The organism is Niallia taxi (genome assembly GCF_004005475.1).
Taxonomy (GTDB): Bacteria; Bacillota; Bacilli; order Bacillales; family Cytobacillaceae; genus Niallia; species Niallia taxi.
On record NZ_RZTZ01000025.1, the window covers coordinates 1 to 25,955 of the forward strand.

15 protein-coding genes and 3 pseudogenes are annotated in these 25,955 nt (G+C 32.5%); 11 read left to right on the forward strand and 7 right to left on the reverse strand.

What is annotated here, in order from left to right; all coding sequences use genetic code 11:
- The first annotated feature begins 1,424 nt into the window (after positions 1-1,424).
- From EM808_RS27105 to EM808_RS27125, 5 genes are all read left to right on the forward strand, one after another.
- A complete protein-coding gene (locus EM808_RS27105) occupies positions 1,425-1,910 on the forward strand; it encodes a hypothetical protein (protein ID WP_127742760.1) in 486 nt (161 codons plus the stop codon).
- The gene (locus EM808_RS27110) at positions 1,894-2,514 is read left to right on the forward strand and encodes a hypothetical protein (protein WP_127742762.1); all 621 of its coding nucleotides are present in this window, start codon (positions 1,894-1,896) and stop codon (positions 2,512-2,514) included. The genes EM808_RS27105 and EM808_RS27110 overlap by 17 nt, the downstream gene beginning before the upstream one ends.
- A 663-nt stretch (positions 2,515-3,177) precedes the next feature.
- The gene (locus EM808_RS27115; protein ID WP_127742764.1) at positions 3,178-4,320 is read left to right on the forward strand and encodes a ParM/StbA family protein; all 1,143 of its coding nucleotides are present in this window, start codon (positions 3,178-3,180) and stop codon (positions 4,318-4,320) included.
- A 6-nt stretch (positions 4,321-4,326) separates the two neighbouring features.
- Positions 4,327-4,770 (forward strand): hypothetical protein, encoded by a 444-nt coding sequence (locus tag EM808_RS27120; protein WP_127742766.1) that lies wholly within the window; start codon positions 4,327-4,329, stop codon positions 4,768-4,770.
- 1,191 nt (positions 4,771-5,961) lie between these two features.
- Complete coding sequence (locus EM808_RS27125; protein WP_127742769.1) at positions 5,962-6,630, forward strand: MerR family transcriptional regulator; 669 nt, start codon at positions 5,962-5,964, stop codon at positions 6,628-6,630.
- A 731-nt stretch (positions 6,631-7,361) separates the two neighbouring features.
- Here EM808_RS27125 and EM808_RS27130 read toward each other — a convergent pair.
- The 3 genes from EM808_RS27130 to istA all read right to left on the reverse strand — a co-directional run bounded on the left by EM808_RS27130 (position 7,362) and on the right by istA (position 11,936).
- Positions 7,362-8,894, reverse strand: coding sequence for a glycine betaine uptake BCCT transporter (locus EM808_RS27130; RefSeq protein WP_127742771.1), 1,533 nt, complete (start codon positions 8,892-8,894; stop codon positions 7,362-7,364).
- Positions 8,895-9,615: 721 nt separating this feature from the next.
- Positions 9,616-10,383, reverse strand: coding sequence for an IS21-like element helper ATPase IstB (gene istB / locus EM808_RS27140; protein WP_127742773.1), 768 nt, complete (start codon positions 10,381-10,383; stop codon positions 9,616-9,618).
- Positions 10,383-11,936: an IS21 family transposase gene (istA, locus tag EM808_RS27145; protein ID WP_127742775.1), complete on the reverse strand. Its 1,554-nt coding sequence runs from the start codon at positions 11,934-11,936 to the stop codon at positions 10,383-10,385. Before istA ends, istB begins: the two co-directional genes overlap by 1 nt.
- Before the next feature lie 176 nt (positions 11,937-12,112).
- Between istA and EM808_RS27150 the strand changes: the two genes are divergently transcribed.
- The 4 genes and pseudogenes from EM808_RS27150 (at position 12,113) to EM808_RS27165 (ending at position 16,433) form a co-directional block, all read left to right on the forward strand.
- Positions 12,113-12,409: a YetF domain-containing protein gene (locus EM808_RS27150; protein WP_235856732.1), complete on the forward strand. Its 297-nt coding sequence runs from the start codon at positions 12,113-12,115 to the stop codon at positions 12,407-12,409.
- A gap of 579 nt (positions 12,410-12,988) precedes the next feature.
- A pseudogene (locus EM808_RS29920) lies at positions 12,989-13,081 on the forward strand (IS3 family transposase); the annotation flags it as partial.
- Between the two features lie 337 nt (positions 13,082-13,418).
- Positions 13,419-13,652, forward strand: coding sequence for a YczI family protein (locus EM808_RS27160; protein WP_127742779.1), 234 nt, complete (start codon positions 13,419-13,421; stop codon positions 13,650-13,652).
- Positions 13,653-14,945: 1,293 nt separating this feature from the next.
- The gene (locus tag EM808_RS27165; RefSeq protein ID WP_127742781.1) at positions 14,946-16,433 is read left to right on the forward strand and encodes a BCCT family transporter; all 1,488 of its coding nucleotides are present in this window, start codon (positions 14,946-14,948) and stop codon (positions 16,431-16,433) included.
- 859 nt (positions 16,434-17,292) lie between these two features.
- Here EM808_RS27165 and EM808_RS27170 read toward each other — a convergent pair.
- Positions 17,293-18,443, reverse strand: a pseudogene (locus EM808_RS27170) (IS3 family transposase).
- Between the two features lie 346 nt (positions 18,444-18,789).
- On the opposite strand from EM808_RS27170, the gene EM808_RS27175 reads away from it, so the two are divergent.
- On the forward strand, positions 18,790-20,022 hold the full coding sequence (locus EM808_RS27175) for a cation:proton antiporter (protein ID WP_127742783.1): 1,233 nt from the start codon (positions 18,790-18,792) through the stop codon (positions 20,020-20,022).
- Positions 20,023-20,198: 176 nt separating this feature from the next.
- Here EM808_RS27175 and EM808_RS29370 read toward each other — a convergent pair.
- Positions 20,199-20,954: pseudogene (locus tag EM808_RS29370) on the reverse strand (alanine:cation symporter family protein); the annotation flags it as partial.
- A gap of 724 nt (positions 20,955-21,678) precedes the next feature.
- On the opposite strand from EM808_RS29370, the gene EM808_RS27190 reads away from it, so the two are divergent.
- Positions 21,679-22,866 (forward strand): Ger(x)C family spore germination protein, encoded by a 1,188-nt coding sequence (locus EM808_RS27190; RefSeq protein ID WP_127742787.1) that lies wholly within the window; start codon positions 21,679-21,681, stop codon positions 22,864-22,866.
- 638 nt (positions 22,867-23,504) lie between these two features.
- Here EM808_RS27190 and EM808_RS27195 read toward each other — a convergent pair.
- Both EM808_RS27195 and EM808_RS27200 read right to left on the reverse strand, forming a co-directional pair.
- Positions 23,505-25,217, reverse strand: a complete 1,713-nt coding sequence (locus EM808_RS27195; protein WP_127742789.1) for a methyl-accepting chemotaxis protein — start codon at positions 25,215-25,217, stop codon at positions 23,505-23,507.
- Positions 25,218-25,740: 523 nt separating this feature from the next.
- On the reverse strand, positions 25,741-25,955 hold a 215-nt coding region (locus EM808_RS27200), incomplete at its 5' end, for an integrase core domain-containing protein (protein WP_164849809.1).

The window sequence follows — 25,955 nt, forward strand, 5'->3', positions numbered from 1 at the left end:
TAACTTGAAAGGTGATAGTTACAGACTAAAAGAGAAGCATTTGAGTACGCAAAAACAGAAGGACTGAAAGGTCCTTCTGGGGAATTTTAAACCGGCGATTTTGAGGAAGTTTTAATCGGCCTTGACACATCAGAAAGTTACTATATATTTGTAATAATAATTTACTTTATAGTGCTTAAACAAAATTGCCATATTAAAACACATTATGCCCTATTACCTGATTCTTATTATTCTATACATGATAATTACATATTATTCTTTCGTTTTAAAAAATATCTACCAGTAAACATACAACTTTTCTTGAAGTTAATTAAAAATGATTATTCTGAATGATTTCCAAAATCTTATTAAATTGGTTCTATATTCAACACTACTTTTTTCCATCATATTATTTGGGATTTTTTTCATTTTTAGTTTTCCGCATTATTTTATGTACTCATGTTTTTTTCCTTTTGATTTTCAGCTATCGCATTTCAAAATAAGGATACAAATCTGATACCAAATTGTTTTATTTCGACAAGAAAATATTTGTAATATATACATGCACTTTGTAAAACAAACTTTAATACGAGGACTAAACTGCTGCATTTCCTCTATCGATTACCAAACAAGTAGATCCTAGTTCATTAGCAGTTGGACCAATATATAAATCTATAAACTGTGTTTCAAAATCAAAGTATTTCATACTTTTTGGAAGTAATTTTTACATGACTTACTGTCCACTATGTCTGCCCGGCCTGACTTGGGAAAATTTATTAAGAAGCGAACTCAGCGAAATTTCAAATTCAGTTAATCACACCCAGCTTAAGTCTGTTTGTACATCTCTAATATTATCTAACAAAGTAATAGATGGACGCCATGTAGAAATTTAGATTGTCGTATTGTCATTGCACAACATATTTTTGATTTCCAAGAAAAGAGTGTACTTCTGAATTCTAAATAACTCATCCTACGACTTTCACCAGCCCTGTACATTCGACTTGAAATCATAGTGTAATCAATTTTATTACCAATCTGCTTAAATTATAAGAATCGATTTCTCTCTATTAACACCATCCCCTTCCTTTAAAAAAGGGGCTATGTTTTCTACGAATTATTATGATAATAACTAATATACTTGAAGATTATTATCTATGTCTTTATTTTATTTTCACCCTAATCAATTTGAAATCTTCCTTTTTTTGTTGCGATAACCTTTTGACGAATTTTTTAATTGCAGGATCTTGCTTTTTGTTTTTAGTCTTCAATTTAAACACCTCCAATAAGTCTATAGATTAAGTTTCACCTAAATTAGTAAGAAATATACAAGACTAGTTGAAAAAGTAGTTCTAATCCCCTTCTTACTTGTCTATATATCTATTAAAGTGGAAAAGTGGAAAAGTGGTGTAGGTTTAATCCCCTCTTTTAGAAAAGGAGAAGATAGGATGGAGTATATTAATCCTTTATTTAAAGAACAGAGATTGATAAATGAGAAACAGAAACCAAAATTAATTACAGACAACTATGATGATAAGACAAAGAAGGCAAGGAAAACACGTATCGATAAAACACATAAGTTGAAATTTCCCGTTACAACAATAGAAAAGATGAAATTACAGTCTCTATGTAAACAAGTCCAGCGAGCTCAAAAGAACAAAGGCTTGGAACCAATTCAGCAAACTAAGTTAAACACTTTATTGCTACAATATGGCCTAAATAATCAGCATATACTGATCTGGGATTGGCCTTACCAGGATTCTAAACAATATATGCATACTAATCTTATAGAAAATTTATTTGAGCGTGAAATTGGTGGTCCTTTTGGTTTAGCTATCCAAAAAGGCTTATCTGAACGCAAAACGGTATATATGATCATAATGTCAGTTTTAAAATGGTTAGAGGGAGGCGGAAATATTGAACAAATCGTTTAGCGGGCTTAGTCTTTTAAACGAAAAAATGTCTAATTCTTATAAAGGATTATTTCAAAGTTTCTTTTCCTCAAAAAAATATATTAATGTAAAACTCCCCTATTATGACTATTTAAGGGGCCAGGTGTTTATCCAAGATCTTCGGGACAATTACCCAGAAGAAATGTCATATTCCTTTGACATAGGCGATTTAATTCATATGTTATATATGGATTTCTTACAACAAATAAAAAGAGGTGTTAAGAATGAAGATGTCGCTGTATATCTAAAACAAAGTATGGAGAAATACTTCCCTACCAAACTTATTGAGCAACGAGTATTTAAACAAGTAAGCCATTACTCTTTTCAATATGAAGATATGGAGGAATTCGAGGAAAACGAAGAAGATGAAGAAAAATTTGCTTATCTAGATATTCGAGCTGCAGAAAAAATAATATTGAGGGGAGAAATTCTTTTATATGACCTTTCCCCTTTCTTAAATGGGACAAGCGTGACGTTAGAACAGTTAATTGCTATCATTTATTTAGATTTTATAAAAAACGTTCAGGCTCATGGGAACTCAATTGCTGTACAGCAAACAATATTAAAAAAAATAAGTATTAAATAGGTTTTTAAAGGAGGAAGTTTGGTCATGCTTTTCCCCTTCTAAATTTTATTATGCGTGTCCTTATTCAAAGTTATGACTTATCTTAATTCTACAACATCTATTAGACCCCATATAAGTTTACTACAGACATTGGGTCTATATTGGTTACAAATATTTTTATAAAGTAAAGATATTACTTTGTAAAAAATATTCCAATAGTAAAAAACTTACCTGATCTAAATTTATTAATTGATGACATTCTCCTTCAATTAATAATGAGCACCATATCAATAACTGTTTGTGAAAGCCATCTGATATAGCCTTTTTACTTCTTATTTAAAAGGATAGTGCACAAGAACTATACTCTATATATTGAATAAGGTTATTCCACAATTTATTTAATATCTTGATGTTATTAATTACATTGAGACTACAATTAAGCCACTTGTACTCAAACATTAGATAATATATAGTGATTATTACCATCTAAAGCTAAATTGTTATAATGCATGCTTATTGTATGCAAGTTAAATAAAGTAATCTTCGGCGCATGCTTATTGTATGCAATCAAAGAATAGCTGTTTGTATGCAAAATGTATGCGTTCGATAAAAAACTTTGACAGGAGTATGCGATTTGCATACAATTATATTAAGCATTTATTAGCTAAAATAGGAGGTCATATAATGACAAGGTTTGTTTCAATTGATATTGGAAACGATTCGGTAAAAGGTTATCTAGGGAATTTAGAAAATAAAATATACATACCGAATGTAATTGCAGATTTAAAAGACCGTGAAATAGTAGAAATGGAAAAGGATATTCTAAATGCTCTTCATGTTGAAATTACCTCATCAGCTTTAAAACAGAAGAATGGTTCTTTTGCTGTAGGGAAGTTAGCTTCGAAATTTCCAAATAATGATGAATTAACACCAGAGCAAGATAAATCGGAAAGCGATCAACCTATTATTCTTTTGTTAACGACTTTAGCTTATGATGCTATATCTAATTTCAAAGAAGAGGAAGGTGTAATTGAGGCTACATACTACCTTTCAACTGGATTACCATTAGACGAAACAAAAAAAGGTAAAGCAAAAGATTTTAGAAAGAAGCTTAAAACAGCGCAACATGAAGTTAAGTTTTTAAAAACACCAAATTTTGAAAATAAAACAGTACTCATTAAATTCGAACAAGTATTAGTTAATACTGAAGGCTTCGCAGCATATGTAGATTTAACTACAAATGATAATGGTTCTACGAAAAACGAGGAGCTTTTAGGTAAAACTATATTAATTAATGATATTGGAGGATTATCAACAGATTCAGCAATAATTACAAAAGATGCTGAGGTTGATAACGAATATAGTGATGGTATTAAAAAAGGAGTATCTACATACCTTGATAATATAATTAGAAGGGTTTATTCAACTCATAAATACACTATTAAAAGTCGCCGTTCATTAGTTGAAATAATTACGAATAATGATCCAGAAGAGCAATATCATATTTGGGTAGATGGAAATAGAGTATCGATAAAGACAATTGTTGATGATGAATTATCAGTCTTAGCAAAAGAAGAATACAAATTAATTAAAGAATTATGGAGAAATGTTCCGGACATTCGTTTAGCTTATCAAATTGGTGGAGGTTCAGTGGTTTTAAAACCGTATTTAACAGATATAAATCAATCTGATAAAAATTACCCCCTTCGCTTTGTATCACCTGATGAAAGTGTATGGATGATAGCGAGAGCTTACTTTAAAATTTTAATGATGTATGCAGACAGCAAAGGTATATCTATGGACGAAGCAGCTGCAACAAGTGAGTGATAAACGGTGGATTTTTATGAAACTGGTAAAACAATATCTTTTCGTCTACCACAAAACACTCCAAATTCAGTCATTGAGCATTTAAACAAACGCAAAAATACGTTAGGGAGAAATTTCAGCAGAGAAATTGCACCTCTCTTTGTAAAAGCCATTGAGGAATCCTTGGAGGAAAACGGAGAAAAAACAGTAAGTATTCCCCTTCCACCTGATTTAACTACAGATCAAATAAATTGGATAAATTCATGTTATACAAAAACTCTCTTGAGCCAATTAATATATCATGTAGTAAATAAGCCCGGATCCCCTTTTTCATTTGGTGAAGATGTTCCCCAGGCTGAAAAAAAACCTATTGAAAAGGTTCAAGAACAAAAAAATAACTTTAAAGTGAATTCAACTACAAGTAGTTTTATTCAGAAAAACTTCTTGGACTTTGATGATGATGATGATTAATCCCCCGTCATAAAGATGGGGTTTTTTTTGGTTAAACTTTTCATTGTGAAAAAATGTAGGAATCTAGTAAAATAAGTTTAAATAGTCCATATATAAATCACATTTATAAAAACTTTAGAAAAAATGTGGAGCACTTGTGTTATGTGGTATATAAATACTCTACAACTATATAACCACATATGGAGCGAGTGTGGAATATCAGTGAACTACATTTTAATAGATATCGACTACATGTGTTACGTTTAACACGTGTAGCGTATAATGATTTTTTAGTTGTGTAATGTATGTATTCTATAGTTGAGTTACATATATTATGTGATGAGTATGTGGTGTCAAATCTAAGATGTTAATAACTTGTTGAAGTTGGTATTGCTGTTTGAATAATTTATTTTTGCAGGAAATGTAGATCATGTGTGTAGAGTAGACTACTTGTGGGCTAAAACAAGACAACAAGGAATCAGTTTTTCTAGTTTACATAATAATATTTAGGGGTGAATTTAATAATTAGTGAAGGAATTGAGGATTTGTATAACGAATAAAATTATCATATGAAAATAATTGGGCTTATTAGGTAACTTTTTTAGAAGAAACTATAAGAAAAGTTGTTCAGTATATGTGTTTTATAGTTACAATACATATTGTTTGTGGTCAACATGTATAGATCAACCGAATATTGTTAAGTTGTTTTGTGTTGGTGAATATCGATAATTAGTTTGATAAAGACGTAATATGGTTTATATGTGTAGAGTGGAGTACATATGGATTAAAAATATCAAAATGATATTAAGCTATCTAGTTTACATAATAATCAGGAGGGTTAATTTATGAATTATTGAAGGATATGTGTTTTACCAAAGTAAATAAAATCATCGGTTGAAAACGAAACAACACATATCGATATAATAGATAGTTGATTCAAGTCATTAGAGAGTAAATGAATTCATTAGATTGGCGTACTGAAGATACTAAGGATAAAGTTGTTCAATATATGTGATCCATATTAGCATTGCGAATTCTTTGTGGTGTACATGTGTAGATCAACCGATATATTGTAGTAACAAAGATTGCTGTTTAATCTAATTGATTAAGGTGAAATAGGGTTTAAATGTGGAGAGTAATCTATATTTAGACTATACAAATCATAAGATATTGAATGTACTAGTTTACATAACACCAAGGAGGGGTGCGTTTATGAATTATTGGAAAATAAGCGATTTTACAGAACAAATAAAATTATCGGTTGGAAACGAAACAATCCATATCAATACAATAGATGGTTGGTTTAAGGCATTGGAGAGTAAAAGGATTCATTATGTTGCTCGTACTGAAGATACTAAGGAAAAAGTATATGATGAATTAGACCTTGAAATTGCTATCTTTATAAGAAAGCGCAGAGAAGAAAAATGGTCTTTGGCTGCAATCTATGATGATTTAGGCAATCATTTTAGTCTAAGAGGATTTCCTAATAATGATGTAGGTCCTGCTTCTTTTGATGGTGATTTTGAATTATTAAAAACACAATTAAGTGAAGAATTAAGAAAGACATTTAATCAAATGGCTGTTTCACAAATTGAAGAAATAAAGAACCATTATGATTTGATAATTGAGCAGATCCCAAAATTACCATCACCAGAAGAACAAAAAGAGACAAGGTTTAAAGAAATGGTAGTAAGAAGAAGAGTAGAATCAGCACTAGAAAATGAAGCAATTAAATTGTGGACTACAAAACCTGACAGCGAGAGATTAAAAAAGGTAGGAATGTTTAGAAAAGAAGAAGATGTAATAAAAAGGAATGAATTTATTAGAAGATATATTAATGAGAACTATGAAAATAAATTAAGAAAGGAATTTGGAATTTAATCAAATAATCTATAGAGTATTGATTAAATTAAGGTGGAATAAATTTCTAAATACTACCATTATGGATTTTTGTTACCTGTAGGCGAACATTTTACAAAGAGTTTGCCTACAGGTATTTTTTATTTCATCTTAATGAAAGAGTGGAGAAACAGGTGAACATCTTATTAAGATAAATTGCGTAAGATGTTTCATAAAAAAAAGTTAAATAGAGTTTTATGTTATAGCCAATTTTAAATTCCTCAATATAGTAGGAATAAGTTCCCACTGGCATCTAAATTAGAACCATAGTTTGTTGAGAGGAACACTGGTTCTTGGAGAATAGAAGAAAAATTTTATGAAGAAAGAAATATAGTGCTAAAGATCATTTATCCGATTTTAAGGTCAAACGATCAAGAAGAATATGTATACAGGTACATGGGCAAAAATAGTTGAGATTAGCCAATCGAAGATAGCAAAGCTGTGAATTGATTTATGCAACCTACCTATAGGGATGAAAGTAATATGATTAAAGGACATTAAGCTACGATACCAGTTACTACACCAATCTCTCATGAAATGATTGGCTCTTTTGTGGCCGTCAAGGAAAACACTTCGACCGGTCTTTTTTTAGTTGTGTTGTGAACCTATAAAATTACCTGTTCGATGTGACTATTCCCATCCTTTTGTTCATTCCAGAGTTGGTGTTGGGAGGACTCTATATTTAGCGAATTTGTACTTAAAATAATGGTAATCTAACGATTCAAAAAAGACCCTTTCCAATTTAGGGAAAGGGCCTGGACGTGATTGAGATACATCTTTGCTTCTTTGTTTACAGCTTTTAATAAACTGATGGCCATTAAAGCGATTATTGCTGAAAATGGTAATGCAGCAATAATCATAGTATTTTGCAGGGCTTGAAGTCCTCCTGAGTACAGCAGTACAAGCGCCATAACAGTTAACATGATCCCCCAAATTACTTTCAAACGGTTACTCGGATTTTGGGAACCATTTGTTGTCATCATGCCTAAAACAAATGTGCCTGAGTCTGCAGAAGTAATAAAAAACGTGCTTATAAGAAGCATTGCCAGTATGGATAGAATTTTACCGAATGGATAATGTTCCAAGACTCCAAATAAGACCTCTTCTGTTGCTAATTTTGAAATTACTGCGCCATGTTGCTCTAATAACATGGCATTCCCTCCAAATACAGAAAACCAAAGAAATCCTATTACAGCGGGAATAAATAACACATAACCAACGAATTCCCTAATGGTTCTTCCTCTAGAAATCCTGGCTATAAAGACGCCAACAAACGGGGACCATGCAATCCACCAAGCCCAATAGAAAATTGTCCAATTATTGATCCAAGTACGATTTTCTTCATTAAGTGGAGCTATTCTAAAACTCAACTTTACAATTTCCTGGAAATAAGAACCGAGAGTATCGGTAAATAAATTTAATGTAAACAATGTAGAACCTAAAAAGAATACTAAAGCAAATAACAAACCTGCAAGAATCATATTTGCATTACTCAAAATCTTTATACCTTTTCCTAATCCTGATAGGGCTGAGAGCATGAACAGTACTGTAACAATCAATATTATAATGAACTGACTGAGGAAGGTAGAAGGAACACCATAAACGAAGGATAATCCACCATTGATTTGTACAGCTCCAAATCCAAGTGTAGTAGCAACACCTAAGACCGTAGCAATAACTGCGATAGTATCTATAGCTTTACCGAATCCACCTTCTGCTTTAGAGCCGATGATTGGCTTTAAAGTCGAACTGATTAATGAAGACTCTCCTTTACGGAACGTAAAATAAGCTAAACTGAGAGCAACAAGCCCATAAATTGCCCAGGCATGAATCCCCCAATGGAAAAAGGTATACCTCATGGAATCCTTCATCCCTTGGTTTGTAGCTAACTCTCCGGTAGGTGAACTGATGGCATAATGGCTAAGCGGTTCTGCTGTTCCATAAAATACAAGGCCGATTCCCATACCTGCACTAAATAACATTGCGAGCCATGAAATTCGAGAAAATTCAGGTTTGTCTTCCTGTTTCCCCAATTTAATTCGTCCAACTGGACTTACTAGTAAATAGATGCAAACAATTAGAAAAAAGGCAACAATTATTAAATAATACCACCCAAATGCATCTGTAATAAATACTTGGACAATGCTTGTCATGTTTTCCAAGAAGCTGGGAGCAACCACCCCAATTATGACAAGTAAAAGCAAAATTGCTACTGAAACGTAAAATACGGTAGAAACCTTCTTCATATATGTATAACTCCTAACTCTTTTCTCTATAATTATTGTTTGAAGATACTAAGTACATCATACCTATTTTTCCTATGCGCAGGCTAAAGGGTTAAGAAGTCTATTTATGCCTTCTTACTTCTTGAGATATTCAACTAAAAATGGAGCATCTATACTTATCAGAAAGGTCACGGACACTTGATCATAATCTAGGTAATAACCTCAGCGACAAAGTATATAGGAGATATAATGGGCGCGTTAAGTAAGTAGGGGAATGATTTGCTATTTAAAAAGTAAATATCGCTAAAATAGTACTTTTCATAATTTATTTACCATGTTCTAAAATGTAGTATAAAATTTTCATCTCTGTAGAATATTAAAATTAATCTTTATAGAACTTGATACTAATCACTTAAACAGCTTATACATTTAATTAGGGGGATGTGAAAATGGAATTTTCATTCATTTGGAAATCTGCCATTCTTATACTTACTGGTATCTTATTACTAAGGTTATCCGGAAGAAAATCTATTTCGCAAATGACTTTAGCTCAGACAATTATTATGATTTCATTAGGTACGATAATTGTACAGCCAATCGTTAAAAAAGTGTATTAAAAGCAATTGGTGGGGCAGCGGTATTTATTATTGCAATATTAGTTTTAGAGTTTCTACAAATCAAGGTAAATGGTATTGAAAAGTTCATTTGTAACCGTCAAGTAGTTTTGAACAGTTTTTGCTCATTAAGTTTGAACACTTTTTGCTTCAAAAATTGTTCTTCTATTTTTAATTCTATAACTCTCTCCATTTAAGTGAATGACTTCAACTTTATGAAGCAACCGGTCCAAAATGGCCGTTGTTATTCCTTTATCTCCCATCAATTCTCCCCATTGTTCAGGTCCTTTATTAGATGTAAGGATGATTGAACTTCGTTCATATAGGTCATTAATTAGGTGAAAGAATAAGTTGGCCTCCCGTTGATCCATCGCCATATACATTAGGTCATCAATGATGATTAGGTCTGCTTCTTTTATAGCTTTAAGTTGGAGTTGGGATTTACGGAGATACTCTTGGGATTTAAGAATATTTATTAGTTCTCCCATGGTGTAAAAAGAGACTCTATATCCGTTTTCTATTGCTTCCAGTCCTAGTCCAATCGCAATATGGGTTTTGCCAACTCCAGGTGGACCTAGAAGGATCATATTGTATTGCTGTTCAAGCCAAGTCAACTCTTTAAGCTGCTCGATTTGACGGGTGCTCAAAGATTGCTGTTCGGCAATCTTAAATTCATCGAGTGTTTTATAATAAGGAAACTTGGCCACTTTCAACCTCTTTTCCCTGTTTTTTTCCTCCCGGCGTTTCAATTCAAATGATAGTATTTCTTGTACAAATTCAAGATATGTCCACGAGTGTTTTTCTGCATTGCGAAGTAATGTAGGTAACTCATTTGCTGTTTCCGCCATCCGAAGATGGCGGAGGTTTTCTTGTAGATGCTGCACAGTTCCTGTCATTATTTGAGTCCTCCCATAATCTCTATATAAGTCGTTAGATCCCTTGTTTGTGCAGTGCCTTTTAATTCGGTGGAAGTCATCTTCATTTCTTGAAATGAAGGGGATGGGAATAATTCGTTTTCTGTTAATCTATGAAGGTGTTGAGTGACATCACGAAGATCATTTGCACTCCAAAGATGGTCTCTAACGCAGTGGGTAAGGGCCTGATCAATGAAAGGTCTGTATTGGTTAATCGTATGTTGAATAACTTGAAGTTGGTCTCTCATGTATCTTGGATATCTGGCACCAACCTCTTGGATGAATTGGTTTGCTTGTTCAGAATTGGACAATTGCCTTATTACTGTTTCTTTGAAAGCTTCGATCCCTTTTGACCGATCTCTTCCATGGTTTCGGTTCTTGATTAATTCTCCTTTTCCAAGGCCTAAGCGATGACGGGCAAGAATATCTCCTTGCGGAGTTGCTCTTATAACCAGCTCGCTTTCTTTTACTTCCACATAAACTGTATTGTTTCCCTTGGGCCGGTAGGTTCCTAACGGTAGGGAGTATCGGTTAGATTTGTATTTAATTACATTGTCCTTATGGACAGACCTTGTTATACTGTTACTTAGGTCGCTCTCCAAAGAGAGTAGAGATGAGACTGGGCTTAAGTGTTGCTTTTCCAGGGCGTGTACTTCTGCCGGTCTTTTTTTTGTAGTATTATGTACATTTTGATTACCTGTCCTATCTAACCAGGCAAGACATTTCTCATTCCAGCTTTCCAAGTTAAAGAATACTCTGTTCTTGGCAAAGTTGCCTTTGATAAACTTGACTACATTTTCAATTTTCCCTTTACTTTGAGGGTCTGATTTCCGACATAGGTAAACCCTGAAACTCCGTTCCTGTTTATATGCCTGAAAGTCCCCTGTAAGGATGATATCCCCAGCATTTTCATTCACTGTAATTAAGTGGTCTTGATCATATACGATTTCTTCTGGCATTCCTCCAAAGTACTGAAAGGCACTTTCATGGCATCGGATAGTGTCTCTTGTTGTAAACGGTCTATCTTGCCATTCAACATATTTATACCTAGAATGCGAAAGAACAAACGAGATAAAGTATAGTTTTACTTCTTTGTTCAGCGAGGTTTTAACTTTCATTTCTCCCCAGTCCACCTGCACCTGCATCCCCATTGGGAGTTCATCTACGGCTTCATGATCACGGATACGAATCACTTTTGGTATATGGTAACTATCCCTCAATTCACTGACATAACTTCTGAGTGTACTGCTACCAACTTCGATTGCTGGGATTTTTTCTTTCAACCAGTCTTCAATTTGTGCTGAAGAAAGATCAGGATGCTCTTTTAGCCAGACTAGAATTATATCCCGATAGGGATCTAACTTTTTACTTCTAGTCTTCAATGTTGAGACCCAATCAGTTGCTTCATCAAATGACATATCCAAATATTTATATACTGTATTTCTCGATATTCCCAATTTCTTGGAGATAGCTGCTATCTTAAATCCTCTTTTCCTAAGTTGATTTACTTCTATGTACAATGCTAGTTTTTCCACCTTTCCATTCCTCCAGCTAACACTATGTTGAAAATATCATCATAGCGTAACTGAGATAATTATTGATGAAAAAGTGTTCATTTTTATCTAGCAAAAACTGTTCACTTTAGTCTAGCAGTTACATCATTACAGGAAAATCAAAAATTGTCATCGAAAATGGACAAATAGATTATCAAATTTTAAAAAAATTGCGTATGACTGTAGATCAATTGGAAATGAGAATTAGAACTAAGGGTATTTCAAATATTAGTGATATTCAAATTGCGACAATTGAACCTAATGGTCAATTAGGATACGAATTAAAAAAAGAGGCTAAACCTCTAACTTATGGCGAATTTACTAAGTTGATAGGTGGAATAAATGGGAACCAAAATGAAAATAGCAACCAGGATAATAATGAATATAAAGAACCAAATATTTTTCAAGAGATAAAAAATACAAACACTCAGAAACATAATAAAATATTTAAATGAGTTTTGGTAATAATACTTTTGATATTGTTGCTATGTATCTCCATAACCCAATCCATAAAATTAGGCAATACAAACTGGTTTCATTGTAATTTTTTTATAACGATTAAGTACATTCTTAGAAAGGAAAATAAATTGATAGGCCTAGTCTCTGTAATTACAATATTTTATAATTACACATTTAAATTATTTGGGCTTTTACAATAGTGCTTCAAAATGTTTTTTTGTTTTTTTCTCTTTATTGAAATCAAATATATAGGAGGATAATGGTATTTTTATGAGCAAGTGAGTGAAACTGTCTTCTTTCGCATATTCTACATACTATCTATTAAAATTATGTTTCTTAATTGAATTCCTTACCACAAACAAAAAAAGAAATATTGGTCCATATTTTTTTATGGGTTATAGGAATTTTAGTTATGAACTGGAAATAAAGCATCAGCAAGCATTAAAGGCAATTTACATAACATTCAAATGTTTCATACAGACCAAGGAAAAGAGTTTGATAATACATTTATTTGAAGATCTTTAAGTACAAAGGGATTTCCATACGATACCGCCGATGCCAAGTTCAAAGTCCTCAAAACGGAATTCGCAAATGGAGCCCACTTTACTTCTCTAGAACAGCTAAAACTGGAATGGAATGATTATGTTCATTGGTTTAACCATAATTGAATTCATAGAACACTCGGTTACTTAACGCCAGTAGAATTCAAGAGACAGGCCTAATAAAAGTAGTCCAGTTTGGTGTTGACATTCCACATTTGAAAGATGGGAGGAAATATTAATCCTCACCTTTAGTGTGGTGCTTTTTTCTCGACTCAGACAAGGTCTAACCATTTCTCTACTTATTAGATAGTTAAAAATAAAAGAAAAATTAAAAAAAGCCACTTTATTTTTTATAGTAGTACAAAAGAGTTAATGAATTAGTTTTTTATTAGGGAACTTTTTCTTTTAATATTCGTAAGATATATGATAAAAGGGGTTTAATATTTTTAATTGGAGGTACTATTTGTTAAAAAGATCTAGAGTTGTATTTGGTATTATGGCAGCTATTTTAGCGGTTTATGGTTTATTGACAGACAGTATGGAGATTATGCCTTTTATGTATTTGTTATTAGGCTTAATGTTTTTAGTAATGGGTATTAGTGAGTATAAAGAAAAGCGGAAACTATCTGCCTATTTATTTTTATTTGTAGCTGGATTTAATTTATTTGGCTCTGTTATTGCTATTAAGTACCCTTAAACTTAATCCAGTATCATCAAGATTACTGATTTGTTCAAAGTCTTCTCATTGAGAAGACTTTTTTATTGCCTTGTATAAAGAGCGTAATATTAGAGAATATATTTTACTAGAAAACCTAAAGATTAATATTAAGAATCCAATAGTTATAAATTGAGCAGAGTTAATTTTTAATAGTCTCCATTTTCTTGTACAACCAAATGACTTAATTTTCCTTCTCATTTAACCTCCAGTAAGGAAGAACGTAATACAGAGTATTCGTTCATTTTTTTACATCTTTAATATTTAGAACATCATCTAATCTCCATATTAACTGTTATATATTGTGATTTCGATATAATTATGGTGCTTAAAGGTTTAAATATTTGGATGCTGGGTAACTAAATAAACAGGTATAATTGTTGGCCTTTTAATATTTATCAGTTAGCGTTTATACATTTGGTATTAGCGAGTAAATGGGACGATTTTATAGCTTTTTAATGTATATACCACCTTACATCCCCAGACTACGGAATATCCCCTCTAATCGTAAACATTTAATAAATACAACAATTTACCATGGGTTGTATTATAAGATAACATATAAATATTCCCATAAAATATCGCTTATATCGTTTGGGTTACAGATTTAAATTTCCAAATTATATTTTATCTTAGTGGTGATTATTGATTATTGATTATTGATTATTGATTATTGATTATTGATTGTTGAAGAAATTAGAAAACCATCTTTTATAAAAGTAATAATGTTATTCCTCTTTTAATGCACCGATTCAAATACTGATGTTTATCAGCGTCGTGTTCTTATTCAACTCTTTACCTATAAGCGAAAAACAATGATGGGAGTTTATAGTAATAAGACTATTCATAAATGACTGATACTTTAAATGTCGGCATTTTATCGGCGCATAAGCGTGCGGTATAGTATTGGAGCGCTCATACAGTACAGATTTTATCTTATCCACCATATTTTAGTTTCAGCTATTTATTAAATTTGAATTTTTCTGTTGGAAAAGTTACTTAGGCAAAATTATTGGCAACGAATGTATTGCTAGATGGGGATAGGGTTAGAGACAAAGTGAGGATTATAGAGGTTCTAACTGCAAGAGTGTAAATAAGTGCTACCATTTGTATATAAGCAGTTACCACTTATTTAGCTCCAACGGTTCTCAAGGAAATATAGAGAATTCTCTTATATGTGTATCAAAAGTAATGGAAGTTATGAAATGGCTTTATAGTCGTCATTTTTCTTGTAAAGTTAAAGGTATTTGGTTTTTATAATTTAAGAGTTGAAGTATGAAGAAAGCAACAAGTGTTTTTTGGATATCTTTATTGATATCTTTAGTATTAGTCGTATGGGGATCATTAAACCCTAATCATTTAAATTTAGTTTCATTAACTTTAACAAATAATATATTAGAAGACTTTGGTTGGTTTTATCTAATTTTAGTTCTTTGTATTTTATTATTTTGTTTTTTTCTAATGTTTTCTCGTTTTGGCAATGTAAAGCTAGGAAATCAAAATGAACAACCTGAATTTAGTCGTGCTTCTTGGTTCGCGATGTTGTTTAGTGCAGGAATGGGGATGGGGTTGGTCTTTTGGTCAACGGCTGAACCAATTTCCCATGCTTTAACTAATAGTCCTATGGCTGAGGAAGGAACAGACGAAGCTATTAAAGAAGCCTTAAAGTATTCATTCTTTCATTGGGGAATACATGCTTGGGCTGTTTATGGAATAGTTGGTTTAGTTCTTGCCTATTTTAAATTTAACCGAAACGCCCCTGGTTTAATCAGCGCAACCTTAATTCCTATTTTAGGAGACAAGCTTATGAAAGGTGTTCTGGGAAAGGGTATAGATGTATTGGCTGTTTTTGCAACTGTCATCGGAGTTGCTGCTACATTAGGATTTGGTTCTGCCCAGATAACGGGTGGCTTATCTTTTTTATTTGGATCACCTAATAATTTTTCCATTCAATTAATTGTTTTAGGAGTTTCCACCATTTTGTTCATCTGGTCTGCGTGGTCAGGAGTTGGTAAAGGTATTAAGCATTTGAGTAATATAAATATGGGATTAGCAGTTATTCTACTCATAATCTTATTTATTATAGGACCTTCTATGTATATTCTGAATATGTTTACTCATACTCTTGGATCTTATATTTCTGATTTCTTTAGGATGAGCTTAAGGTTAGCGCCTTTAAATGAAGGAAATCGGAATTGGATAAATAATTGGACTATTTTCTATTGGGCCTGGTGGATAGCGTGGGCACCTTTTGTTGGTATTTTTATAGCTAGGATTTCAAGGGGAAGGACAATAAAAGAATTTTTATTTGGTGTGCTGCTTCTTCCTACAATTGTTTGTTTTATTTTCTTTGCTGTTTTTGGAGTATCCGCTCTGCATATAGAACAGATGGGGATTGCTAAAATATCTAGCCTAAAAGTGGACCTATCTACATTTGGTATGTTGAATGAATACCCATTTAGTACGGCGATGTCTATATTGACGCTAATTGTTATAGCGATATTCTTTATTACATCAGCTGATTCAGCAACCTATGTACTTAGTATGTTGAGCACAAATGGTAATCTTCATCCTGAAAATTCGATAAAGATAGTTTGGGGACTAATCCAATCTACGATAGCAGCTATTGTTGTCTATTTTGGGGGAACACAGGGGTTGCAAAACATGCTAATTATTGCTGCGCTTCCTTTTGCAGTTGTCATAATATTAATGGGAATATCCTTTTACAAAGATCTACATAATAATTCATCCCAAAAAAGATAGTTATATTAATTGTATTGAGCAAGATTTCCTTCTTTCTTTTTGATTACCTTTATTATGAAAGAGAGTAATACTGGTATTGGACTAATTAAAATGATCGTTTCTATCTTTTATACAAACCCATTTATTACTGATATTATAGTAAATATAACAGTATAAATTAGAGTGACAAAGAGGGAAAGAACATTAATGCTTGAATGGCATTGGTTTTTAAGATAAAATAATGCATAAAAAAAGAAACTGGAATTAATTAGCATTTTAAAAGTTAGTTAATATTTTAAGAAATTTGGAGGAGCCTGTCACTAGGGGAAAACTATGCCCTAATGACAGGCTTTTTTGTATTTTTAAAAAAACTTAGTAGTGATACATGTGTAATGGTTTATAAAATTCGTTTAACTCTAACGTATTCTCTAGATTGAAAAGTCTCATTGGTATTTTGAAAAGTTTGTTCCAATTCGTTATTTATACGGATTATTTCCTCCAAGTTTGTACTGTTTTAATTAGGGAAAACTCTCTTTTCTCCTTTTGATCTAATTGCCAAAAACTCAGGAAAAGCGTTCAGCTGTTTAGGGTTATCGAACCGGTAATTTTATATTCCTTACGACTTTCAGCCAGCGGTATCATATTTATTTTTTAAGGATCCAACATACTCAAACCTGATTCAAATAAGGTAAGTGAAGCAGGCCAGTTTAAGATACGGATTCCAGATCCCAAAAAGGCTCCGGCCTGTTCTTCACTTCTACTATATAAAAAATAGTAGTCCAAACCAATCTCTCGGCCTGTACTACTAATCTTAGTATGTTTAGGATTTCTACCTCCTGTTGGATTTGAGTCAATATTTTAGACACAAAAAAGTTAAGTACTACGCTGATTGCTTCCTTTGATTTTCCACTGTCTGAGGAGTATTGTAATCCAAACTACTATGTATTCTTTTTCTGTTGTACCAACCTTCAATAAATTGAAACATCGCTAGTTTGGCTGTCTGGTTGTCTTGATATTGTACATGATTTACTTCTTCTTTCTTTAAAATAGCGTGAAAGGACTCGATACAGGCATTATCATAAGGACAACCTTTTTGGCTAAATGATTGAATAATACCACGAGATTGAACGTATTGCATAAATGCTGAGCTAGTGTATTGTGAACCTAAATCTGTGTGTAGAAGTAAACCTTTAGCTGGCTTTTGAGTAGAGTAAGCGTTTCCTAAAGCGGTCATTACTAAGTCTGTTGTCATGGAACGTGAAAACGAAAAACCTACAATTTTCTTGGAATGTAAATCCATTACGGAAGCCAGGTAACACCATCTGTCTCTTACCGTGTGAATGTAGGTGATATCTGCGACCCATTTCTCATTGATAGTGGTGGTCGAAAAATCTCTATTTAATAGGTTCTTGCGTTCCATCACTTTTTCTCGGCTAGAGTACGGACGGTATTTTTTCTTGGTTATCGAACGGATTTTTGCTTTTGTCATGAGTCGCTGTACACGTTTTAAACTCACAGAGAGCCCACTTGTTAGAAGTGTTCGATGTATTTTCGGAGCTCCATATCGTTCTTTACTCTCTTGATGGATCTGTATTATTTTCTTGGTTATCGCATGATTTTCACGTTCACGGGTGGACTCTGTTTTCTGTAAAGAATGGTAATAGGTACTTCTCGGAACAGCGAGAACATCACACATCATTTGAACCGAGTAATGTTTTTTGTGTACCTCCATAAAATCGGTAAGCTCTGTATCGGTTATTTTTTCGCGAATATGGCCATAGCCTTTTTTAGAATTTCAATCTCTTGTTTTAACCGAAGGTTCTCCTTTTGAATGGCAGCCAACTCTTTAGGAGTGAGGGATTCTTCCCCCGTTCCAATAGGAGTAAAATCCTTCATCCATTTATAAATAGTCACTTCAGAAACGCCATATTCGTTGCTTAATTCTTTCACAGAGGTACCGGAATGATATTAATCCACAACTGTTTTTTTGAAATCTTCATTATATTTTTTGCCTGTGTTATTACGTTCCATACGGACACATCCTTCCATGAATTACATTGTAAGGACTTAACTAAGTCGTGTCCATAAAACTATACTAACTCCAGGAGGAATCTAATTAATACTAATGCTCTTTTTTTATTTGGAGAGAGTCCCAAATTATTTGAATATTATTTGTAGAATGAGAACGCTATTATCTAACTAATTTATTAATAAAGAAATAATGAAGGAAAACTTGTTGAGTTTGATTGTTATTTTATGGATAATTTTGTGGAGAGTTAAGAAACTAATTTGCGAACTTTATATTAGGATTTATTTATGTAATAGGGGGGAAGTATATTTAAAAGAAATTTCTTCATTAGATAGGAGACAAATATAGATGCATGAATTCAATGAAATTTTTATTCAGATATTAATTTTACTTACAATATCATTAACCGTAATTGCTCTTACTAAATTAGTAAATAGACCTTACTCCATATCACTTGTTTTAATTGGTCTTATATTAGGATTAACAGAAATTCCTTTTCTAGAGGAAGCTGAACGTTTTATTGTTCAATCTGAGGTTTTCCAGATCATTATTATTTCTTTATTTTTGCCTATCCTTTTAGGCGATGCTTCTTTAAAATTATCTTTTTCTCAACTAAGAAGAGAAAAAGGAGCAGTTCTGGCATTAGCATTAGGAGGGACATTGCTTTCTTTTCTCCTCATTGGTATAGGGGTCAATTACCTAATTGGATTATCTGTTGTTGTAGCATTTACTTTTGCTTCTTTAATGAGTGCAACAGATCCTATTAGTGTTATCTCCATTTTTAAAACTCTTGGAGTGCCAAAAAAATTAGTTACTATAATTGAAGGTGAGTCTCTTTTTAATGATGGAGTAGCAGTAGTGTTATTTCAAATTTCTTCTTTATACCTGCTATCTTACCTGGAAATGGGATGGATGGGTTTAACAGAAGGTATACTACTTTTTTTAAAATTTAGTATAGGTGGCATTATTATTGGGGGTATTGCTGGTTTTATTTTCTCCCAAATAATCAGAGCTTATGATGATTTTCCATTAGAGATTGCTTTTTCAATTGTTATGATATTTGGTAGTTATTTTATAGCAGAGCATTTCCGAGTATCAGGTGTTATAGCAGTTGTAGTTGCTGGTTTGATTTTTGGTAACTACGGCGCAAAAGTAGGTATGTCTAATAAAACTAAGGTAAATATTGATTCTTTTTTTGATACAATAACGTTTTTTGCTAATAGTTTGATTTTTTTAATGATTGGACTGGAAATAAAAAATATTAATTTTACCCATAAGTGGGGTTATATCATATTAGCTATAGTGATAGTGCTTTTATCAAGAACTATTGCATTATATATAAGCCTGTCTGTTATTAAAGGATTTTCAGAAAAATATAAGGCAATACTTAACTGGGGAGGACTAAAGGGGAGTTTATCTATTGCACTTGCACTTAGTTTGCCAAGAACATTTGAAGAAAGGGAAGAAATTTTAATTCTTACCTTTAGTGTTGTACTTTTTTCTTTACTAATTCAAGGTCTAACTATTACACCACTTATAAATAAGTTAAAGATAAAAGAGAAAGAGGGTAAATTAGGTTAACCCACTATGTATTAATGCTTTTTAATATTTATTTTAAGTCAAACAAATAGGGAACATATTGGTCTATTCAACCAAAATTCCCACTTTGTTTTAACGTAATTAGATTTATCATGGGAATTAGTTCTGCAAAAACTAATGCTGTATTCCTTAAATGAGAATTATTTTTTATTTGATCTTTATGTTAAGTTATATAAGATAAATTGTACTACGTATAGGAGTGTTGGAAAGTATATGCTCCTTTCCATTTGGCAAATTGAACAGCAAATGATCCTACGCCACAAGAATATTGCTATGCCTAAGAATGCCCCACCCCATGAACCGGAATGATCCACCATAGCTGCTAGTGATAATTCTATTCCAGTTAATCCTGAACCATATGCTTCAGAGGTGAGGATAATAAAAGCTGTCGCAGAACATACTAGTAATGTATCGAAAAACACACCTAACCCTTGAATAAATCCTTGTTTGGCTGGATGAGAAACGGATGCTGTTGCAGCAGGAATTGGATCGCCGCCTATTCCAGCTCCATTGAAGAAAAGTCCTCTTTTTACTTCGTTAATAATAGCTGCAGTAATACCACCGCCAACTACTTACTCGATACCAAAGGCACTCTTAAAAATTAATGACAAAACATGTGAAATCTCTGTAATGTTAGTAATCACAGTAATCACTACAAAGACAGCGAGAAGAATATAGCCAAAAGCCATAAAAAGAGCATTAACAGAAGAAATATCAGCAATTCTTTTTATACCGCCAAAAACTACTAAGCTAGTAAGAAGAACTAAAATAGTACCAGAAATAAAAAGAATAACTCCAAAAGAATTTTCTAAAGCAACAGTAATGGTATTACTTTGAACTGGAACTGCATTAAAGGTGGTACCATATGACAGAATCATCATACCAGCAATGTTGACACTCAACCATTTTCTACTAAGCTGTTTTTCATATAGTAGGCAGGTCCGCCTTTGAAACGTCCATTATCTATTGGTGTTTTCTGGTGCTTTTTCTTTAATCTTCAGTAATCTGAACATCTCCTTAAGATATCTGGCTTGTGCAAATCTCGAACTATTGGTGAAATAAACATCTAATTTTAACAAGACTGCTATAAGCACATAACCCCAAAGTAATGTGTTCCCTCCAGATATTAATTTTTCAAAAAATACATGCAACCCCTCCCAAAAATTTATGCTTCCGATTATCTCGAAAGTTATTATATCTGCCAAATGAAATTCTAATTAAAAAACCCGTAAAACCTGCCCGTGTGTATTTTTGTGCATGCTTATAATCTCTTCCCTTACAAAGGATTATCGTCTTGTTAATTGCTTTTCATAAAATTTTTATTTCTTTAAAAAATTAGGAGTGAGATTAGTTCGGTTATGGAGAAGCATCTCATGAATTTTAATATAGGTTGGGAATCTATAGCTTAATTTGGGAATATGTGCATTATCAATTGATGATTAATAACTTTTTCTCCTATCTGTGTCATCTTCATTTAAGTAAGTATATTTTTTTAAGTACATAACAAGCATTTATTTTTATTTCACCAGAAATATTAAGTTTTTAGTAAGGTTATTTATAGCATGTTATGAGGATAAAACAGACTATAAACTCGTAAAATAAGAAGAGTTAAGTATTTAATTGTAGGGAGTTTGTGTTATGAAGTGGTTTAAATTCATTGTATATTTGGGTTTGCTTTTTCTTTTAACTGGGTGTTGGGACCGAACTGAGCTATCAAATGTTTCAATTGTTACAGGTATGGCTGTAGATAAAGGCGAGTCGTTCAAATATAGGTTAACAATTGAGACTACAGAAGCAAGAGAAATGAGTTATCAAACCGCGGTAGGATTAGCCCCGTCAACAGTTTCTTCGATTGAAGGGAATAATATTGGAGAGCTAACCCAAAAGTTTAATATTATAAATGCTACTCGTCCTATCTATTCTCATACAAGGGTGTTGGTACTGAGTGAAGAAATAGTAAGGGAGGGGTTGTTAGAATTCATGGACTTTTTTGATCGAAATAGAGAAATAAGGGGTGACTTTGCTATTGTCATTGCAAGAGGTTCAAATGCTGGTGACATCTTGAAAGTGAACAACATGTATAAAAAAAGTCCATCATTAAAACTATTCACTCAAGTCAATACTATGCAAAAAGATTGGGGAGGAGCTCCTGATGTTAATTTAAATGATTATACCCGAATTACTAACTCATATGGACAAGCACCAGTATTGCCAGCTGTAAAATTAGTTGGTGATCCTAAAAAGGGAGGGAATACAGAAAATATGAAGAGCATCGACCCAGAAAGTGAAATAGTAATTGATTCCATGGGGGTTATTAAGCTTGGAAAACTTGCGGGTTATACATCTTTGTATGAAGTGCGTGATATGTTATTTGTACAAAATAAAATAAAAACTACTGAAATAACATCTAGTTGTAATAATGGAAAAGGAAAAATTGGGTATTATATTACAAATTCTAAGACTAATGTTATTGCTAAAGAGATAAATGGTACTCCTAATTTTCATATTAAAATTAAAACAGAAGGTAATTTAGACGGAACTGAATGTTATCAAAATCTAAGTAATCCATATGCCTATAAAGAATTCGAAGAATCGATTAATAAAAAGATGGAAAAAGAAATAAAAGAATTTGTGCAAAGAACAAAAGAGGAATTGAACGCAGATGTTTTTGGTTTAGGAGAGTTTCTTAGAGAACAGGATTATAAGCACTTTAAAAAATATAAAGATACATGGGATGATGGGTATGCAAAAGCAAAAATACATGTTTCTTTTAATGCAGAGATAAAAAGAGCTGGATTAAGAAAAAATCGGTACATTTTAAAATAATTTTATGTTACAAGTAGTATCTGTTCAACTAGCTATAAAAGTCATAACTTGCTTAAATTCCCCATATAATTTCCTTTTTAACAATAATAATTTATTTATTGGACAGTTGCTGTATTAATAATGTACATGGTTTAATGCTATATAGTAAGTATATAACTGGAGCTGTGTTACTTATTCGAAAACCTTCTATAAGGTATACCAGAACATGACACTGGTACATCTGTTTTAATGTTAGAAAAAATAAGACCGTCGTAGTAAAAAGATTACTGTCAGTTATGTTCCTACACATTTGTAGAACCAAGCAGTAAGTAGCATCTGGTTCCTAAGAATCAAAGAATGTAAAACTAAAAAAGGAAAAAATGATAAGGGAGGTTGCCGTTTCTTTAACAGACTAGAGAGGAATTAAGTTATAGGAGTCTATAAGACTTTGTCAATCACTATTAATGGTCTATAAATGTGGGAGTAAAAGCAACTATATTATATTAGAAGTTATCTAATATAAAAAATTTCTATTGATATTAGATAACTCCCTAGACAAATCTTGTTTAAAAATGAAAGTGGCCCTAAAGAAAGTACATTTGGTTGCTCAAATTCACTTTTGCATTTAGATGAAGCTAATTTATGTCCTACCTCAAATATTAGATTTTAAATTTTTGAATCATTGATTGTAGTTCTGTTGCTAAATTCGCAAGAGTAGTTGCAGACGCTGATATTTCTTCCATCGATGCCACCTGCTCTTCTGTAGCCGCTGAGATATTACCAGTTTTTGAAGCTGCATCTCCTACCATGTAATTTACTTCCTGTACAGAATCGTTAATTAGGTTTGTATTTTCTTTTAATTGTTTTAAAGAACCAAACACTTCTTCAATTAATAGTACCAATTCATGAACAGATTTCTCTACATGTTTGAAAGATTTCCCCGCTTCGTTTACGATAGCTATTCCTGTCTGTACATCTATTGTTGCTGTATCCATAGAAGCAGAAGTAGTTTTTGTATCTTCTTGAATTTGTGATATAAGTGTAGAAATTTGTTCTGCAGATTGTGAGGATTGCTCCGCTAATTTTCTCACTTCTTCCGCTACTACTGCGAATCCTTTTCCTTGTTCGCCTGCTCTGGCTGCTTCTATAGCAGCATTTAAAGCCAATAAATTGGTTTGTGAAGAAATGTCTGTAATAACTTTTGTAATATCTCCAATTTCGTTCGCACGGGATTCCAATGAGCTCACAGATCTTGCAAGACTTATTACATTTTTATTGATTGAATTCATCTGTTTGGTGGCTTCAATCATACTGTCTGCACCTTTAGCTGATATCTTAGAAGCTAATTCCGCTGTTTCCACGACTTTTTCAGCGTTTTGTGTAATATTCACTGTTCCATGGGTAATATTACTTATTCCATGTGAACTTGCTTCTATTTGTTTCATTTGGTCTTCAGAACTCGCTGCTAATTGCTGGATAGTTTCCGAGATATGTTCGCTTGCTCTTGTGTTTTCTTCTGCACTTGCACTTAACTCTTCAGAAGAGGCAGCTAGTTGCTGAGATGTTTCATTAATAGTTTTAATTACTTCTCTAATACCATCAGACATTCCGTTAAAGCTAGATGACAATGAGCCAACTTCATCCTTCGAATCATATTTCGATAATTCAGTGAAATCGCCATTTTTACCTTTTTCCATTAAAGCCTCTAGTATTTTTATTGGACTAGTGATCATCCTGGAAATATAAATGCCAATTAAAATTGTTATTGTGATTGCGGATACCATAATAACAATAAATGTGTACAATGCGTGTTGAGCTTCTTTTTCAATCTCTTCAGAAATATTTTCGGCTGTTTTTAAATTAATTTGTCTCAAGGTACTCAGTTTCTCTACAATTAGTTCTTTTTTTGCCATTACTTCCTCAGCATATAATTGATAAGCTTCTTCATTTTTATTTTCCATTCCTAATTCAATTACCTTGTTGCGTGCTTCTCTGAACTCTGGAATAGCCGCATTATATGCATTAAATTCAGATTGTTCTTCCTCAGAAAGTTCTAAGTTAGCAATTTTGTCTTTATACATATCAATCTCTTCCAAAGAATCCTTTAGAGCATCCATAATTTTATTATTCTCTTCTTGGCTGGTAGTATTTAATAACTCGAGTACATAAGAATCGTTTTTTGTAGTATTTATTAACATATTACCAATCCATGCGTTTGGAATTAATCTTTCTTTGTACATTTCATTTGTATTCTTTGACGCTTGCTTCAAACCAACAACTCCATAAATGCCTACAGTTAATAGGAATAGACTACATAGAGCGATAAGTATAAATATCTTATGTGAAACCTTTCGATTTTGAAAAAACTTCATGTTGATAACACCTCTAATTTAAAATTTAATTCACTTTTGTATTTTTCCTTGAATCCATACTATCTATATTTTTTGAGCATGTGCCGGCATGTCAAAATTAAATGGAAAGGAAAAAAATACATTATAACCTTCTAATTATGTTATCGGAAGTCTAACTCTAATAAATAAATGGTAAATTTGACTAATTAGTTAACAAAATAGAATGATTCAATACTTTTAATATGATATTAACTGGGGGGATTTTTATTTAATTAAGAATGTAAAGGCTTAATATTCTAATAATATAAGATATTAATCTTCTAGCTTATCGATTTTATGGATGGTATTAATGAGTTTGAAATTGGTCAACATGTACCGAAATCCGCGCTCCACTAAGGGAGGGGTATTACTTTAGCCAATTGACTATCCAATCCTGAAGGGAATCCAATTTCTTCTTCATCACCAAAATTAAATTTTTTTCAATATCGTCAAAAATCATTATAATGGATTTGAGTCAATAATTTGGACACAAAAAAGTTAAGTATTAAGCGGTTCTTCTAATCTGATCCTCCATAGCTTGAGGTGTTTGATAGCCGATGCTGCTGTGAATTCTGTTTCTGTTGTACCAGCCCTCTATAAACTGAAACATGGCCAGCTTCGCTGCCCGGTAGTCTGTGTACTGGGTATGATAGACTTCTTCTTTCTTTAATATGGCGTGAAATGACTCTATACAGGCATTGTCATAAGGACAGCCTTTCT

Bases quoted from the DNA above. Each gene is read 5' to 3' on its own strand.
- EM808_RS27125 (WP_127742769.1), top strand. From the start codon at position 5,962: ATGAATTATTGGAAAATAAGCGATTTTACAGAACAAATAAAATTATCG.
- EM808_RS27115 (WP_127742764.1), top strand. From the start codon at position 3,178: ATGACAAGGTTTGTTTCAATTGATATTGGAAACGATTCGGTAAAAGGT.
- EM808_RS27175 (WP_127742783.1), top strand. From the start codon at position 18,790: ATGCATGAATTCAATGAAATTTTTATTCAGATATTAATTTTACTTACA.
- istB (WP_127742773.1), bottom strand. From the start codon at position 10,383: ATGACAGGAACTGTGCAGCATCTACAAGAAAACCTCCGCCATCTTCGG.
- EM808_RS27105 (WP_127742760.1), top strand. From the start codon at position 1,425: ATGGAGTATATTAATCCTTTATTTAAAGAACAGAGATTGATAAATGAG.
- EM808_RS27195 (WP_127742789.1), bottom strand. From the start codon at position 25,217: ATGAAGTTTTTTCAAAATCGAAAGGTTTCACATAAGATATTTATACTT.
- EM808_RS27190 (WP_127742787.1), top strand. From the start codon at position 21,679: ATGAAGTGGTTTAAATTCATTGTATATTTGGGTTTGCTTTTTCTTTTA.
- EM808_RS27130 (WP_127742771.1), bottom strand. From the start codon at position 8,894: ATGAAGAAGGTTTCTACCGTATTTTACGTTTCAGTAGCAATTTTGCTT.
- EM808_RS27165 (WP_127742781.1), top strand. From the start codon at position 14,946: ATGAAGAAAGCAACAAGTGTTTTTTGGATATCTTTATTGATATCTTTA.